Source organism: Glycomyces salinus (assembly GCF_016428645.1).
GTDB classification, from domain to species: Bacteria; Actinomycetota; Actinomycetes; order Mycobacteriales; family Micromonosporaceae; genus Glycomyces; species Glycomyces salinus.
In genome coordinates, this window is the sequence record NZ_JAELXW010000092.1 from 1 (window position 1) to 16176 (window position 16176).

At 68.7% G+C, this 16176-nt stretch carries 12 protein-coding genes and 1 pseudogene; 7 read left to right on the forward strand and 6 right to left on the reverse strand.

The features are described 5' to 3' along the window. Window positions 1-10: 10 nt before the first annotated feature. From JFB92_RS19950 to JFB92_RS19970, 5 genes are all read right to left on the reverse strand, one after another. Complete coding sequence (locus JFB92_RS19950) at window positions 11-1111, reverse strand: LacI family DNA-binding transcriptional regulator (RefSeq protein WP_199042855.1); 1101 nt, start codon at window positions 1109-1111, stop codon at window positions 11-13. A gap of 31 nt (window positions 1112-1142) precedes the next feature. After that, the gene (locus JFB92_RS19955) at window positions 1143-2597 is read right to left on the reverse strand and encodes a GH1 family beta-glucosidase (RefSeq protein ID WP_199042857.1); all 1455 of its coding nucleotides are present in this window, start codon (window positions 2595-2597) and stop codon (window positions 1143-1145) included. Further along, window positions 2594-3520: a carbohydrate ABC transporter permease gene (locus JFB92_RS19960; RefSeq protein WP_199042860.1), complete on the reverse strand. Its 927-nt coding sequence runs from the start codon at window positions 3518-3520 to the stop codon at window positions 2594-2596. The genes JFB92_RS19955 and JFB92_RS19960 overlap by 4 nt, the downstream gene beginning before the upstream one ends. After that, window positions 3517-4464 carry a carbohydrate ABC transporter permease gene (locus JFB92_RS19965; RefSeq protein WP_199042862.1) on the reverse strand — a complete coding sequence of 316 codons (948 nt, stop codon included), beginning with the start codon at window positions 4462-4464 and terminating at the stop codon, window positions 3517-3519. Before JFB92_RS19965 ends, JFB92_RS19960 begins: the two co-directional genes overlap by 4 nt. Before the next feature lie 195 nt (window positions 4465-4659). Next, window positions 4660-5988: an extracellular solute-binding protein gene (locus JFB92_RS19970; RefSeq protein ID WP_199042864.1), complete on the reverse strand. Its 1329-nt coding sequence runs from the start codon at window positions 5986-5988 to the stop codon at window positions 4660-4662. Window positions 5989-6499: 511 nt separating this feature from the next. Between JFB92_RS19970 and JFB92_RS19975 the strand changes: the two genes are divergently transcribed. Then, the gene (locus JFB92_RS19975) at window positions 6500-9097 is read left to right on the forward strand and encodes a glycoside hydrolase family 48 protein (RefSeq protein ID WP_199042873.1); all 2598 of its coding nucleotides are present in this window, start codon (window positions 6500-6502) and stop codon (window positions 9095-9097) included. 156 nt (window positions 9098-9253) lie between these two features. Then, on the forward strand, window positions 9254-9934 hold the full coding sequence (locus JFB92_RS19980; RefSeq protein WP_199042874.1) for a polysaccharide deacetylase family protein: 681 nt from the start codon (window positions 9254-9256) through the stop codon (window positions 9932-9934). Between the two features lie 125 nt (window positions 9935-10059). Here JFB92_RS19980 and JFB92_RS19985 read toward each other — a convergent pair whose 3' ends face one another. Further along, window positions 10060-10551, reverse strand: a complete 492-nt coding sequence (locus tag JFB92_RS19985; protein WP_199042875.1) for a DUF1349 domain-containing protein — start codon at window positions 10549-10551, stop codon at window positions 10060-10062. Window positions 10552-11290: 739 nt separating this feature from the next. On the opposite strand from JFB92_RS19985, the gene JFB92_RS19990 reads away from it, so the two are divergent. The 5 genes and pseudogenes from JFB92_RS19990 (at window position 11291) to JFB92_RS20010 (ending at window position 16097) form a co-directional block, all read left to right on the forward strand. Beyond that, window positions 11291-11653, forward strand: coding sequence for a hypothetical protein (locus JFB92_RS19990; RefSeq protein WP_199042876.1), 363 nt, complete (start codon window positions 11291-11293; stop codon window positions 11651-11653). Window positions 11654-11819: 166 nt separating this feature from the next. Further along, window positions 11820-13673: a molecular chaperone DnaK gene (gene dnaK / locus JFB92_RS19995; protein WP_199042878.1), complete on the forward strand. Its 1854-nt coding sequence runs from the start codon at window positions 11820-11822 to the stop codon at window positions 13671-13673. Window positions 13674-13846: 173 nt separating this feature from the next. Next, window positions 13847-14248, forward strand: a pseudogene (grpE, locus tag JFB92_RS27195) (nucleotide exchange factor GrpE); the annotation flags it as partial. A gap of 282 nt (window positions 14249-14530) precedes the next feature. After that, window positions 14531-15658, forward strand: a complete 1128-nt coding sequence (gene dnaJ / locus JFB92_RS20005) for a molecular chaperone DnaJ (protein WP_199042880.1) — start codon at window positions 14531-14533, stop codon at window positions 15656-15658. Between the two features lie 40 nt (window positions 15659-15698). Beyond that, complete coding sequence (locus JFB92_RS20010) at window positions 15699-16097, forward strand: heat shock protein transcriptional repressor HspR (protein ID WP_307789226.1); 399 nt, start codon at window positions 15699-15701, stop codon at window positions 16095-16097. The last annotated feature ends 79 nt before the right edge of the window (window positions 16098-16176 follow it).

Genomic DNA, 16176 nt, shown 5'->3' on the forward strand with positions numbered 1-16176 from the left:
GGTGAAAAGTTCATGCCGATTCGCGGACGACGATCCTCGTGCCGAGGATTGTCACCAGCGGCCCGGCCTCCTCGCCGCGGATGCGGCCGCACAGCAGGCGGGCCATCTCGCGGCCCATCGTCTCGGTCGGCTGGTGCACCGTAGTCAGCGGCGGCTCGGCGACCTCCGCCAGCGGCGAGTCGTCGAAGCCGATCAGCGCCAGGTCCTCGGGAACCCTGATGCCGCGATCGCGGGCGACCCGCAGGGTCGCGGTCGCCAGCGGGTCCGAGGCGGCGAAGACCGCGTCGAGGCCCTCGGCCTGGTCGAACAGCCGCCGCGCGGCCTTGATGCCGCTGGCCTCGTCGAAGCCCTCGGCGAACGCCACCAGGCCCTCCTCGACCGGCAGCCGGCTCCCGCGCAGGCCGTCGCGGTAGCCGTTGAGGCGGTCCACGCCGACCTGCATGTCCTGCGGGCCGGCGATGATCCCGATCCGCTTGTGGCCCTTCTCCGCCAGGTACTCCACGGCCTGGCGCGCCCCCGACCGGTTGTCGCAGTCGACGTAGGCGGCCGGGTTGAGGTCGCTGGGCGTGCCGCACAGCACGATCGGGATCCCCGAATCCTCCAGGCGCGTCGGCAGCGGGTCGCCGGAGTGGCTGGAGACCATCATGACCCCGTCGACGTGCCCGCTCATGAGATAGGACTCCAGCCGGGTCCGGTCCCCGTCCTTCGGCGCGAACGTCAGCATCAGCCGCATGTTCTCGTCGGCCAGCTGCTCGGAGGCCCCGCGCAGGACGCCGGCGAAGAACGGCTCCCCCCACAGCCACTCCTGCGACTCGGTCACCACCAGCGCGACGGTGTCGGTCCGCTGGGTCACCAGCGTCCTGGCCGCCTGGTTCGGGACGTAGCCCAGCTCCTTGATCGCGGCCAGCACCGCCGTCCGGGTGTCCTCGGCGACCTTGGGAGAGCCGTTGATGACGCGTGAGACCGTCCCCCGACCGACCCCGGCGTGGCGCGCCACGGTGTCCAGGGTCGGACGTCCGGCGCTGCGGCCGCGCCGCTTGCGCGCTCCATCGGACTGGGGCGCGGTCTGGGCCCGGTCCGCGCCGCGGTCGTCAGATCGGGTGTCGGTCATCGTGCATCACCTCGGGCTTTGTAGCGTGATCTTATTCTGCCTCACGGTTCGAGCGTGCCTGTCGCACCAGGTCGCCGTACCATTTGCCCGAATCCTTGAAATAGCGCCTACCGGTCTCGAAGTCGACGTACACCAGGCCGAATCGCTTGGTGTACCCCCAGGCCCACTCGAAATTGTCGGCCAGTGACCAGGCGAAATACCCGATCAGGGGCACTCCCTCGTCGATGGCGTCGGCGCAGGCGGCCACGTGGTCGCGAACATAGTCGAGTCGCTCGGAGTCGGCCACTTGGCCGTCCAGGAGCTTGTCGGGGAACGCCGCGCCGTTCTCGGTGACCGCCAGCTTCACGCCCGGGTAATTGTCATGCAAACGTTTCAAGGTGTCGGTCAGGCCCGCCGGGGCGATCTCCCAGCCCATGTCCGTCTGCGGCAGCCCGGTGGTGACGAACCCGACGTGGTCGTTGGCCGGCCACGCCGAGTCCGAGTCGGTCGGGGCGGCCGAGGCCGAGACCGATCCGCCGTCGGCGCCGGTCACGGTGAACTGGCTGTAGAAGTTCACCGACAGGATGTCGAGGGGCTGGTTGATCAGCTCCATGTCGCCGACCTCGATGAACGAGAAGTCGGTGACCGCGCCGAAGTCGTCGAGCACGTCCTCGGGGTAGCGGCCCTTGAGGGCGGCGTCGGTGAAGAACCGGTTCTGGACCCCGTCGATGCGGCGGGCCGCGTCCACGTCGACCGGCGCGTCACTGGCGGCGTACACCGGGTAGAAGTTGAGCCCGATGCTGGTCTTGGCCTCGGGGTCGGCCTCCTTGATCGCCTGGGCGGCCAGCCCGTGGGCGACCATGAGGTGGTGCGCCGCCGCGATCGAGGCGGCCGGCTCCCTCCGACCGGGCGCGTGCTCGCCGGAGGAGTAGCCCAGGAACGCCGCGCACCACGGCTCGTTGACCGTGATCCAGTGCTTGACCCGGTCGCCGAGCGCCTCGTGGGCGGCCGCGGCGAACTCCCCGAACCGCTCTGCGGTGTCCCGCTTGGGCCAGCCGCCGGCGTTCTCCAGCGCCTGCGGCAGGTCCCAGTGGTAGAGGGTCACCCACGGGGTGACCCCGGCTTCGAGCAGCGCGTCGACCAGCGCCGAGTAGTAGGCGATGCCGGCGGCGTTGACCCGGCCCCCGCCCTCGGGCATGATCCGGGGCCAGGACAGGGAGAACCGGTAGGCGTTGAGCCCCATCTCCTTGACCAGGGCCACGTCGCCCTCGATGTTGCGGTAGGAGTCGATGGCGGTGTCGCCGTTGGAGCCGTCGACGACCCTTCCCGGTTCGGCCACGAACGTGTCCCAGATGGAACTGCCGCGCCCGTCGGTCGAGGTCGCCCCCTCTACCTGGTATGACGAGGTCGCCGCTCCCCAGGAGAAGCCGGAGGGGAACCTGGAGGCGAGTGGGGCCGAGCCGTCGTCCCCCGCGCCGTTCGCCGCGGTGTCGTTGTCGATGGTCATTGTTTGGTGGAACCTTCCATGATGCCGCTGACGATCTGCCGTCCGAAGATGACGAACAGGATCGCGATGGGGATGATCGAAATCAACGTGCCGGTGAACACCATCGACAGGTCGGTGGTGTAGAGGCCGATGGAGATCTGCCGGATCGCCATCTGGATCGTCGGGGTCTCGGTGCCCAGCACCAGGAACGGCCACAGGAACTCGTTCCAATTGAGCATGAAGGTGAGCAGGCCGAGGACGACCATGCCCGGCCGCAGGGCGGGGAGCACGATCTGCCACCAGATCCGGAGGGTGGAGGCCCCGTCGACGCGGGCGGCCTCGATGAGCTCGTCGGGCACGGACTGGAGAGTGTACTGCCGCATCAGGAAGATGCCGAAGCCGTTGACCAGGAAGGGCAGGATGGCGGCCTGGTAGGTGTCGAGCCACTCCAGCTCGACCATGATCAGATACAGCGGGACCAGGCCGAGGTGCTGGAGCGGCACCATCATCGTGGCGAGGACGATTCCCATCATCAGGCGGGCGCCGCGGAACCGGAGCTTGGCGAATGCGAACCCGGCCAGTGTGGAGATGAGGACCACCGAGACGGTGACGGTGCCGGTGATGATGATCGAGTTGACGAGGCCGTCGATGAGCCTGGAGGCAGGATCGTTCAGCGCGCGTTCGATGTTGGCGCCGAGGTTGCCGCCGGGGAGGAGCGCCGGCGGGAACTTGGCGGCGTCCGAGGTCGTCCGGGAGGCGATGACGATCATCCAGTACAGCGGGAAGATCGACAGCACGATGACGCCGACGAGCCCGATGCGGGTCATCACGGTCGGCTGGAGGATCTTTGCGCTGGAGCCGCCCGAGGACCGGTTGGAGGGCCTGCGCGGACCGGTCGACTCGGAGTCGTTCTGCTGAGCGGGAGGTTTGAGGACGGTGCTCATTTGTTCCCCTGGAGGCGGTTGACGATCAGGTAGCTCGTACCTGCGACGGCGAGGATGACGATGAACAGCAGCCAGCCCGCCGCCGAGGACATGCCGTAGTTGCCGTGGGTCCGCAGCAGGTCGATCAGGACCATCGAGGTGGTCTGGAACTGGCCGTCGGTGCCGCCGCCGAAGCGGCCGGAGTCGAACATCATCGGCTCGACGAAGAGCATCATGCCGCCCACCGAGGACATGAAGGTGATGAAGATGATGACCGGCTTGATCTGCGGGATCGTGATCTGCCAGAACTGCTGCCTCGGGCTGGCGCCGTCGAGCGCCGCGGCCTCGTAGAGCTGCTTGGGAATGGTCTGCATGGCGGCCAGGAGGATCAGTGCGTTGTAGCCCATCCAGCGCCAGTCGACCATGGACGACACCGCCAGCCAGGAGCCGAACCGCGAGGCCCGCCAGTCGATGTTCTCGACGCCGAAAACGCCGAGGAAGCCGTTGATCATGCCGTACTCCTGCCCCCACAGACGCGCGAAGATCACGCCGACGGCCACCACGGAGGTGACGATGGGCACGAGCACGAGCATGCGCCAGGTCAATCGGGCGCGCATCCGCTTGTTCAGCGCGTTGGCCACCAGGAGGGCCACGATGAGCTGGGGGACGGTGGCCAGGACGAACATGCCGAGCGTATTGACGACCGAGTTGAGGAAGCGGTCGTACTCGAACAGCAGGAACTGGTAGTTGTCGAGGCCGACGAAGGTCTTCTCGGGGCTGCGGGTGCTCCACTCGTGGAGCGAGGCGTACACGGTGTACCCCATCGGGAACAGCCCGAACGCCGCGAACAGCAGGAAGAACGGCGCCACCAGAAAATACGGGACGCCTTTGATGTCGAACTTGTGGAGCCGCTCGCGCCAGCCGGGACGGCTGGGTGCGGGGCGCTGGGCTAGGGCGGTGGTCATGGTTCCTCTCTCGGTCCGAAGGAGCCGGCCCGCCGCGGGTTGGGGCGCGACGAGCCGGCACGGCGCCGGGACCGCCGGCCCCTTCTGGGGAGTGCCTTCATCGGATGAAGGAGCCGGCCGACCGGTGCGGGAACGTCGCCGAAGGAGTGGGGAGCGGTGCCTGGGGATCACCGCTCCCTGCGGCGACGATCGGCGCTAGCCTCCGAGCTGCACCGCGTTCTCGGCTTCGGAGTTGATGACGTCCCAGATCTCGTCGGCGCTGTAGGTGCCGTCGACCAGACCGTTGAGTGCGTTCTCGACCGCCCCCTTCACCGTCGGGTGCAGGGCGGAGTACTCCAGCGCCGGGAACTCGGCGACCGAGCCCGAGATGATCTCGGCGACCGGGGCGTCGTTGAAGTACTCGTTGGTGACGTCCATGACCTGCTCCTGACCCGCGAAGGTCGACGGGAACGGCCCGACGGCCTCGAAGACGGAGACCTGGTTCTCAGGCGAGGTCAGCCAGGCGGCGAGCTCGGCGGCCTCCTCGGGGTGCTGGCTCTGCGAGGGCACCAGCAGCCAGGAACCGCCCCAGTTGCCCGAGATGCCGGGCGCGGCGGCGAAGTCCCAGTTGCCGGCGTTGTCCTCGCCGGCGTTGCCCTCCACGACACCGAGCATCCAGGCCGGGCACGGCATGGTGGCGAAGCCGCCTTCGGCCTGGGCGGTCACCCACTCCTCGGACCAGGACGCGAAGGAGCCGATGGCACCCATCTCCTGGAGCCCGATGATGGTGTCGACCGAGTCCTGCACGGCCGCGGAGTCGAGGGTCAGGTTGCCCTCGGCGTCGACGTACATCTGGCCGTCGCCCTGTCCGGCCAACTGCCCCAGCATCATGTTCTGCAACTGGGTGGGGCTGTCGAGGAAGGCGGCGTCGACGTCGGAGTCGACGAAGGTCTGGGCGGCGGTCTCGAAGCCGTCCCAGTCGGCCCAGGCCGCCGCGACCTCTTCGCGATCGGTGGGCAGGCCGGCCGCCTCGAACAGGTCGGTGCGGTAGCACATGCCCATGCCGCCGACATCGGTGCCGAATCCGGCGAGTTTGCCGTCGGCGGTGTGCCCGAGCTCCCACTTCCACTCCGGGTACTCCTCGGCGCGCGAGTCGTAGCCGTATTCGGAGAGGTCGGCCCAGTAGTCGCTCTGGGCCATCATCTGGGCCATCGCCTGCTCGTCCATCGCGATGACGTCGCCCGCGCCGGAGCCGGCCTGGAGCGCCGACTCGATCGCGGGGCGGAATTCCTGGTCGAAGTTGGTGCCGTCGCCTTCGAGCACGACGTCGATGTTCGGGTGCTCGGCCTCGTAGGCCTGCTCGGCTTCGATGTCGACGTAGCCGAGTGTGCCGAACATCTTGACGGTCAACTGGATCTTTTCGTCGCTGTCGCCGTTGCCGTTGCCGTCGCCGTCGCTGCCTCCGCTGCAGGCGGACAGCGCGAGTGCGCCGGCTGCGGCCACGGCAAGAGCCGCCCTGCCGCGGTGTCGGTTGAGGAGATGCATCTTCTTGGTTTCCTTCCAGGCGCCGAGCGCCGTGTGTTCGGAGGGGCTTTCAGTAGTCGTCGCGGTACAAGAGGGGGTCGACCACCGGGGTCGAGGGGTCGGGCGGGGCCCGGCCGGGTTATCGGATTGGTTCATCGCTTGGGAGCGATACCAGAAGCTTACGGGAGCGTGATGCACGACGCAAGTCCGGGTGTGGGAGCCGTTACCTGACGGTCATCCGGATGTTGCGGCAGAATAGATCGATGGTCATAAGTCTGTCGCTTTGATGGCGTTTGCTCAGGCCATTTAGCAGGAAATTTGTTGCCAAGCGACGTGATGTCGCGCAGCATGTCTAATAAATTTAGAGATGTCAATGTATTGACATTGACTCTCAAGGCTTGCGAGGATGGCTTGGGAGCGCTTCCTTGTCGGGGTCCGTTTCGTTCCACCCGCGTCATATGGGGCCATCGACTAGTTAACAGCGCTCCCATTTGAACCGGACATTTCACACCATCTCTCAGGAGAGACCAGCATGGAACTCGACAACCTGGCCCCGCCGCCGTCCAGACGGCGCCGATGGCGCCGCGGCGTCGTGATCGGCCTCCCGGCGGCCCTTGTCGCGGCGCTCGGAGCCGTGGCGGCCCCGCAGGCGCTCGCCAATGAGCACTGCACGGTCGACTACAACGTCATCAGCGACTGGGGCGGCGGCTTCCAGGCCAACATCGACATCACCGCCGGAACCGATGCCTTCGACGGCTGGACCGTCGAATGGGACTTCCCCAGCGGCACCTCCGTCTCCTCGGCCTGGAACGTGGACTGGAGCCAGAGCGGCGACCACTTCACCGGTTCGGACGTCGGCTGGAACGGCTCCATCGCCGCCGGCGAGACCCGCGAGGTCTTCGGCTTCATCGGCTCGGGCAACGCAGCCGAGCCCACCGGGTTCAGCGTCAACGACACCTCCTGCGAGGGCGACGTGACCCCGACCGATCCCGAGCTCACCGTCTCGCGGGCCAACATGATGGTCGAACCCGGCGACACCGTCGACTTCGGCGTCGCCTTCACCGAGGAGCTCGAGGACGAAGTCGCGGTGACCACCACCCGCAGCGGCGGCTCGGACGCCTTCTCGGTGGCCTCCGGGGGCGAGCTGAGCTTCGGCCCCGGCAACTGGGACACCGAGCAGACGGTGACCGTCGCCGCGGACGACGACGCCGAGGGCTCGGCCACCTTCACCGTGGCCGCCGCCGGCTTCGACCCGATCGAGGTCACCGTCGCCGCCGCGCCCGACGGCGAGACCACCCCGAACGAGGAGCGCTTCCTGGAGCTGTACGACCAGCTGAGCGGCTCGGACTCGCAGTACCTGCACCAGGCGACCGGCCTGCCGTACCACTCGGTCGAGGAGCTCATCGTCGAGGCGCCGGACTACGGCCACCAGACCACCTCGGAGGCGTTGACCTACCAGATCTGGCTCGACGCCTCGTACGGGCAGATCACCGGGGACTGGGAGCCGTTCAACGACTCCTGGAACCGGATCGAGGAACACACGATCCCGGACATGAACCCGGCCAACTACGACCCGAACTCGCCGGCTACGTACGCTCCGGAGCAGCCGGAGCCGGACCTGTACCCGACCGACCTGGACTCGAGCGTCCCGGTCGGACAGGACCCGCTCGCCGACGAGCTGACCTCGACCTACGGGACGAACCAGGTCTACAGCATGCACTGGATCTGGGACCTGGACAACGCCTACGGCTTCGGCCAGTGCGGCGACGGCACCAGTGAGCCGTCGGGCATCAACACCTTCCAGCGCGGCCAGCAGGAGTCCACCTGGGAGACGGTCACGCAGCCGACCTGCGAGACCTTCGACTACGGCGGCCCGAACGGCTTCCTGGACCTGTTCATCGGCGATGAGCAGTACTCCCAGCAGGAGAAGTACACCGCCGCTCCCGACGCGGACGCCCGCGCCGTCCAGGTCTCCTGGATGGCCCAGCAGTGGGCCGCCGAGCAGGGCCAGGAGGGCGCCATCTCCGGCTCGCTCGACAACGCCTCCATGATGGGCGACTACCTGAGGTACGCGTTCGCCGACAAGTACTTCAAGGAGATCGGCGACTGCGTCGGCGCCTCCTCGTGCCCCGGCGCGACCGGCAAGGAGTCGTTCCACTACCTGCTGAGCTGGTACTACTCGTGGGGCATGGGCATCAACGGCGACTGGTCCTACCGGATCGGCGGCTCGGGTGTCCACCAGGGCTACCAGAACGTCCTGGCCGCCTACGCGCTGAGCGAGGAGGGCTCGCTGACCCCGGACTCGCCGACGGCCGGTTCGGACTGGTCGACCAGCCTCGACACCCAGCTGGAGTTCCTCGAGTGGCTGCAGGCGCCCGAGGGCGCCATCGCCGGCGGGGCGACCAACAACTGGGGCGGCAACTACGGCACCCCGGACTCCTCGGCCGAGTTCGACGGCATGGCCTACGACTGGCAGCCGGTCTGGCACGACCCGCCCTCGAACAACTGGTTCGGCTTCCAGGCCTGGGGCATGGACGACGTGGCGACGTACTACTACCACACCGGCGACGAGCGGGCCGGAGACCTGCTCGACGACTGGGTCGACTGGGTGCTGGACAACAGCACCATCACCGAGTCCGACTACAGCTTCCCCGGCGACCTCGAGTGGTCGGGCGAGCCGGGCGACGGACTGTCGGTGTCGGTGGCCAGCGAGTCGCAGGACCCGGGCGTCGCGGGCGCGACGGCCAAGGTCCTGGCGTACTACGCCGCCGCGACCGGTGACGCCGAGCTGCAGGAGACGGTCTCGACCCTGCTGGACTCGCTGTGGTCGTTCAACGACGGCGTGGGCGTGGCCCGCACCGAGGAGCGGGCCGACTACTGCCGCTTCGGCGACGAGGTCTACATCCCGGACGGTTGGTCGGGGACCATGCCGAACGGCGACGTGATCGAGCCGGGCTCGACCTTCATCTCGATCCGGTCCTTCATGGAGGACTTCGAGGGCTGGGACCAGGTGCAGGCCTACATCGACGGCGGGTGCACCGGCGACGCGCCGGAGTTCACCTACCACCGGTACTGGCACCAGGTCGAGGTGGCCACGGCCTTCCACACCTACTCGCTGCTCTTCGAGTGAGTGGACCGGGGCCCGGCCGGCACGGGCCCCGGTGACCGACATCGGGCGCGCACCCGCAGGGTGCGCGCCCGCTTCGTGTGTTTTGCGCTTTATACTCGATTATAGGGGTTTGAACCGATATTATGCCGTCAAGCGGCTTACGGCATGATGTGCGGCATGCAAATGTCGCGAATCCTGCTGGCCGCGTCCGCGGCCGCGATCGGCTCCCTGACCCTGGTCGTCCCAGCCGCCGCCCACCCCGACCGGGCCGCCGGTCCGGGCGGCGACTGGAACGACACCGTCTACCTGACCTTCGACGACGGCCCCAACGGCGACGACACCGACCGAGTCCTGGAGGTGCTGGCCGACAACGACGCCCGAGCCACCTTCTTCGCGGTCGGCCAGAGCCTCGAGGACGACCCCGCTCGGGGCCTGCGAATCATGGCCGAGGGCCACGTGCTGGCCAACCACACCTGGAGCCACCCCGATCTGACCGAGCTGAGTCGCGCCGAGGTGGACTGGGAGATCGCCTCGGCCGCCTGGATGCTGGACGATCTGGGGAGCGGGGCCCCGTGCTTCCGCCCGCCGTACGGGTCCAGCAATGCCGAGGTCGACGACGCGATCGCCGACGCGGGCCTGAACAAGCTCATGTGGAACGTGGACACCGAGGACTGGCGGCGGCCGGGCGTCGACGCGATCGCCGACGTCCTGCTGGGGGCCGCCCCGGGGGACGTGGTCCTCATGCACGACGGCGGCGGCGACCGCTCGCAGACGGTCGAGGCCCTCGAGATCGCGCTGCCGCGGCTGGCCGAGCGGGGCTACCGGTTCGGCATCGCGCCCGAGTGCGTCGTCGGGTAGGCCGACTGCGGGTTCGGGTCCTGTGACGGGATCGTGCTGAGCACACAGGTCGGGTCCGGCGTGGTATGGCGAGACCGGGCCCGACCTCTATGCTCAGAGCGCCGTTGCTCTGAGGCGATCGCCGCTCAGTAGGACTCGACGCCGAGGTCCTGGGCGGCGTCCCAGAAGCTCTCACCGACCGGTCGGGCGCTGGCGATGCCGGCCATGGCCCGGACCCCGCCGGGGAGGTAGGTGGAGGCGATGGTGATGTAGTCGACCCCGTCGTCGGCGTGGGCGACGGTGACGGTGCCTCCGCTGCGGACCAGGCGCAGCCAGATCTCGTCGGACTCGGTGTCGACCGGGGAGAGCGACCAGTCGGTGTACTCGCGGGTGGTGACGGTGCTGACCAGGTGCTGGCCGCCGAGGTACTCGGCGCCGGTCTTGACCCAGTTGACCTCGTCGACGCGGATGGTCAGGGAGGCCTCGGCGTGCTGGTGCCGGTGCTCGGGGCGGAAGCGCATGGCGACTTCGCCGTCGCCTTCGAGTTCGAGGCCGTATACGTAGGCGCGGTCGGTCTGGTGCTCGGCGCCGGCGCTGCGTCGGAATGTGGTTCTGGACTCGAAGTAGGGACTGATCAATCCACCATCAACAGTCCATTGTACTTCTTCTGAAGAAGATTGCATGAACCAATGATGCCACACGCGAAGTGGGTGATTCCCGACAAAACGGACACTGTAACGCAAAGTTAATCGAGGATTTCCACTTGACACATGCCTGAAACCGCAGGTGAGCCGGGATCTGATGCGGGCGGTGCGGTCTCCGTTACCCTTCGCGGTAAGCGCTTGAGCATCCCCATCGGACCGAAGCCGACTTGCACGTGCATCGTAACGTGCTTGGAGCGCAATGACAAGCGACACACTTACGAATCGGCGTATTCGAGTGGCCAGAGTGGTGCCGGGAGTGCTCTGCCTGTTTCATTGCGGCAATGCGCTATCGGGCCCGATCTGACGAATGCGCGGGCCGGGTGCCGCCGTGCCGCAAGCCGATTCGGTTCCGCCCGGAATGCGGCGAAACGTGCCCCAGGCCGCAACCGGGCGGCTCGGTCGGCGGTCCGGTCGCGATGTGAGGAAATATCTGATCCACCGAGCTCCCGGGCCCGGTCGCCCGGAAGCGGGGGTACGGTGCTCGCCGGCCCGTCCCGGGCCCCGATGCGAGGCGCTCGCCTGCGATGGCGTCGAACGCCGCACGGGAGGGCGGACCGCGGGGCCGGTGGGAATCCGGCCCGGGCCGTGTCCTGACGCCCGCTCGCGCGTTATCCGAGTGTAGGGAGTCAGCGAAGGGCACGGAAGCGATGGCGAATGAGGAGATAGCGTGGGTATGCAGCATTCAGTGAGGTCGGTGTCGCTCGCCTCCGACCGCGGGCCCGCGCGCCGGTCCTCCCGCCACTCGGCCGCCGCCGAGCCCGCCGAGCAGGCCCCGGCCCGCGGCCCGGGACGCGGCCGCAGCGGCCGCTACTTCACCGTCGAGGAGCCCCCGCCCCTGGAAGCCCCCCGCGGCATCGCCGAGATCACCGGCTGGGAGCTGGCCGCCGCCATGTGGCGCGACCACCTGCCCGAGCAGCTCCTCGGCGTCGACTGCGCCTCGTGCAAGCAGTCCTGGCCGTGCGACGCCTGGGAGATCGCCGACGGGCTGATCACCCAGTGCTGCGACTCGGCCGGGGAGGTCGCGCGCCAAACTTGAGTCAAACCGACTCAACTTTAGTGTGTTCTCTCACACTTCGGGGATCCGGCTTGACACTCCTGTTCTCCAGGTCGAACATTGAGCCTAGCTGACTCAACTTGGTTCCGGGTGCGCCCGCCAGCTTGAGACACCTAGACATCAGTTCCACGTACTCCGGGAGATCAACATGGCACGTGCGGTCGGCATCGACCTCGGCACCACGAACTCCGTGGTCAGCGTCCTCGAAGGCGGGGAGCCCACGGTCATCACCAACGCCGAGGGCGCCAGGACCACCCCGTCGATCGTCGCCTTCGCCAAGAACGGCGAGGTCTTGGTCGGCGAGGTCGCCAAGCGACAGGCGGTCACCAACCCCGACCGGACCATCCGCTCGGTCAAGCGCCACATGGGCACCGACTGGTCGGTCGACATCGACGGCAAGTCCTACACCGCGCAGGAGATCAGCGCGCGCATCCTCATGAAGCTCAAGCGCGACGCCGAGGCCTACCTGGGCGAGAACGTCACCGACGCGGTCGTCACCGTCCCGGCCTACTTCTCCGACGCCCAGCGCACGGCCACCAAGGAGGCCGGTGAGATCGCCGGCCTGAACGTCCTGCGCATCATCAACGAGCCGACCAGCGCCGCGCTCGCCTACGGACTGGACAAGAACGAGGAGGAGCAGACCATCCTCGTCTTCGACCTGGGCGGCGGCACCTTCGACGTGTCCCTGCTGGAGATCGCCGACGGCGTGATCCAGGTCAAGGCCACCAGCGGCGACAACCACCTCGGCGGCGACGACTGGGACGACCGCATCATCCAGCACCTGGTCAAGACCTTCAACGGCCAGTACGGTGTGGACCTGTCCAAGGACAAGATGGCCATGCAGCGGCTCAAGGAGGCCGCCGAGAAGGCCAAGATCGAGCTCTCCAGCGCCACCCAGACCTCGATCAACCTGCCGTACATCACCGCCGGCCCCGACGGCCCGCTCCACCTCGACGTGAACCTCACCCGCGCCGAGTTCGAGCAGATGACCTCCGACCTGCTCGACCGCTGCAAGAAGCCGTTCGAGCAGGCGGTCAAGGACGCCGGGATCAACGTCTCCGAGATCAACCACGTGATCCTGGTGGGCGGCTCGACCCGCATGCCGGCCGTCTCCGACGTCGTCAAGCGCCTGATCGGCCGCGACGCCCACAAGGGCGTCAACCCCGACGAGGTCGTCGCCGTCGGCGCGACCCTCCAGGCCGGCGTCCTCAAGGGCGAGGTCAAGGACGTCCTGCTGCTGGACGTGACCCCGCTGAGCCTGGGCATCGAGACCAAGGGCGGGATCTTCACCAAGCTCATCGAGCGCAACACCACGATCCCGACCAAGCGCAGCGAGGTCTTCACCACCGCCGACGACAACCAGCCCTCGGTGCTCATCCAGGTCTTCCAGGGCGAGCGGGAGATCGCCGCCTACAACAAGAAGCTCGGCACCTTCGAGCTGACCGGCCTGCCGCCGGCCCCGCGCGGGGTCCCGCAGATCGAGGTCACCTTCGACATCGACGCCAACGGCATCGTCAACGTCTCGGCGAAGGACACCGCCACCGGCAAGGCCCAGTCGATGACCATCACCGGCGGTTCGAGCCTGGCCAAGGACGACATCGAGCGGATGATGGCCGAGGCCCAGGAGCACGCCGAGGAGGACAAGCAGCGACGCGAGGAGGCCGAGACCCGCAATATGGGCGAGTCGCTGGTCTACCAGACCGAGAAGCTGCTGGCCGAGTCCGGCGACAAGATCCCCGAGGACACCAAGGGGAAGGTGGGCGAGGCGGTCTCGACGCTCAAGTCCGCCCTGGCCGGCTCCGACATCGAGGCGATCAAGAACGCCACCGAGGAGCTGTCCAAGGTCAGCCAGGAGGCCGGCGCCGCCATGTACGCCGCCCAGCAGCAGGAGGCTCCGGGGGCCGCCGCGGATGGTGCCGGGGCCGACTCCGGCGCGACCGGTGGCGCCGACGACGACGTGGTCGACGCCGAAATCGTCGACGACGACAAGGACCAGAAGTGAGCGACGAGGACAAGCGCAAGGACGAAGAGGCCGAGGGGGCCGAGAGCAAGTCCGAATCGGCCGAGGGCGACGACGCCGCCGACTCAGGCGATGAGCTGACCGTCGAGGACATCCTCGCCGAGGCCTCCGACGACGGCCAGGCCGCCGACGACACGATCACAGTCCTCCAGACCACGCTCGAGGAGCGGACCCGGGACCTCCAGCGGCTCCACGCGGAGTTCCAGAACTACCGCAAGCGCGTCGAGCGGGACAAGGCCCGGGCCGGCGAGCAGGCCACGGGCGCGATCCTGTCGGCCCTGCTGCCGATCCTCGACGACCTGGACCGGGCCCGCGAGCACGGGGACCTGAACGGGCCGTTCGGCTCGGTCGCCGAGCAGCTGACCGGCGCGCTCACCAAGCAGGGGCTGGAGCCCTTCGGGGAGAAGGGCGACCAGTTCGACCCGCAGATCCACGAGGCGGTCGCGCACATGCAGATGGGCGACGTCGACGGCCCCACCTGCATCGACGTGATGCGCCGCGGCTACCGGCTCGGCGACCGGCTGCTGCGCCCGGCGCTGGTGGCGGTGGCCGAACCGCTCGAGGAGCCGGACGCGCCCGAGCCGGCCGAGGCCGGGCAGCAGGAGGCCGAGCCGCCGGTCGAGCCGGAGCCCGAGGGCGCCGCCGAGTCCTCCGAGGCCGGGGCCGAGGCGGCCGGAACCGAGGTTGCCGACCGCCCGGGCGAAGAGGACGCCGACGACTCGGTGGGGTCCGACGGCTCCGCGGAGTCCGATGACTCCGAAGGCGGCAAGGATTCCAAGGGCGACAAGGACTCCTGAGTCCCGCCCGCATAGTCGAACTGAGTTTGGAGGAGGCGTCCGGTGGCATCGCAGGACTGGCTTGAGAAGGATTTCTATGCCGCCCTCGGCGTGCCGCAGGACGCCTCCAAAAAGGACATCGAGAAGTCCTACCGGAGGCTCGCCCGCGAGCTGCACCCCGACCACAACCCCGACCCCGACGCCGGCGAGCGCTTCAAGGAGGTCTCGGAGGCATACTCGGTCCTCCACGACGACTCCGCGCGCGCCGAGTACGACCAGATCCAGCTGATGAAGTCCGGCCGCGGCGGATTCGGCGGCATGGGCGGCCCCGGCGGGGCCAACATCAACTTCGACGACCTCTTCGGCGGCGGCGGTGGCGCCGGCGGCTTCTCCGACCTGTTCGGGGACCTGTTCTCCCGCGGCGGCGGAACCCGCGCCAGGCGCGGGCCCGAGCGCGGCCACGACCTGCGCACCCACCTGACCCTCGACTTCGCGGACGCGGTCAGGGGCACCACCACCGAGCTGCGGATGCGGGCCCCGGGCGAATGCCGGACCTGCCACGGCAACGGCGCGGCGCCCGGCACCAGCCCGGTCACGTGCCCCAGGTGCAACGGCACCAGCCTGATCACCGAGAACCAGGGCGCGTTCAGCTTCGCCCAGCCGTGCCCCGAGTGCGAGGGCACCGGCTCGGTGGTCACCGACCCGTGCCCCGACTGCGGCGGCACCGGAGCGGTCACGCGGGACCGCGCCATCACCGTCAGGGTCCCGGCCGGGATCGGCGACGGGCAGACCATCCGCCTGGCCGGCCGGGGCGCACCCGGCGAGCGCGGCGGACGGAGCGGCGACCTGCTGGTGCGGGTGAACGTCCGCACCCACCCGCTGTTCGCGCGCGACGGCGACAACGTGACGCTGCGGCTGCCGGTCTCCTTCCCCGAGGCCGCCGTCGGAGCCAAGGTCAAGGTCCCGACCCTCGACGGGCCGGTGACCCTGAAGGTCCCCGCGGGCACGCCGACCGGCCGCGTCCTGCGCGTCAAGGGCCGAGGCGTCCCCGGCAAGGGCGACCTGCTGGTGACCGTCGAGGTCGAGGTCCCCTCCGACCTCTCGGCCGAGGCCCGCGAGGCGCTGGAGAAATACGCGGCGGCGTCGCCGCCCGCGGACCGCTCGAAACTGGAAGAGCTGACCGGTCAGTGACGCCCCACCGATCGGACACCGAGTTACGAGGGAGTGAACCGTGACCGCCCCGAAGGAGCCGGATTTCGACGCCAAGATCCTGGCCATCTCCGCGGCAGCCGACCTGGCCGGAATGCACCCGCAGACCCTGCGGCAGTACGACCGGCTCGGACTGGTCGAGGCCGCCCGCACGCCCGGCGGCGGACGCCGCTACTCGGCCCGCGACGTCACCAGGCTCCGCGAGATCCAGCGGCTCAGCCAGGACGAGGGCGTCAACCTCGCCGGGATCAAGCGCATCATGGACCTCCAGCGGGAGGTCGAGGCCGCCCGCGCCGAGATGGCCGCGGTCCTCGAGGAGCTGGCCCGGGCCCGCGCCCAGCTGTCCGAGCTGCGCGCGGTGACCGGCCCGTTCGCCCGGCCCGGCACCGAGATCGTCCTGTGGCAGGGCCGCCGGCAATGAAGTTTCGCCCCCCGTCCCGAGGCATATAGGATCGGCCCATGTCGAGAAAGCGCCGACGTCGGCACCGAAGTACGGTGCG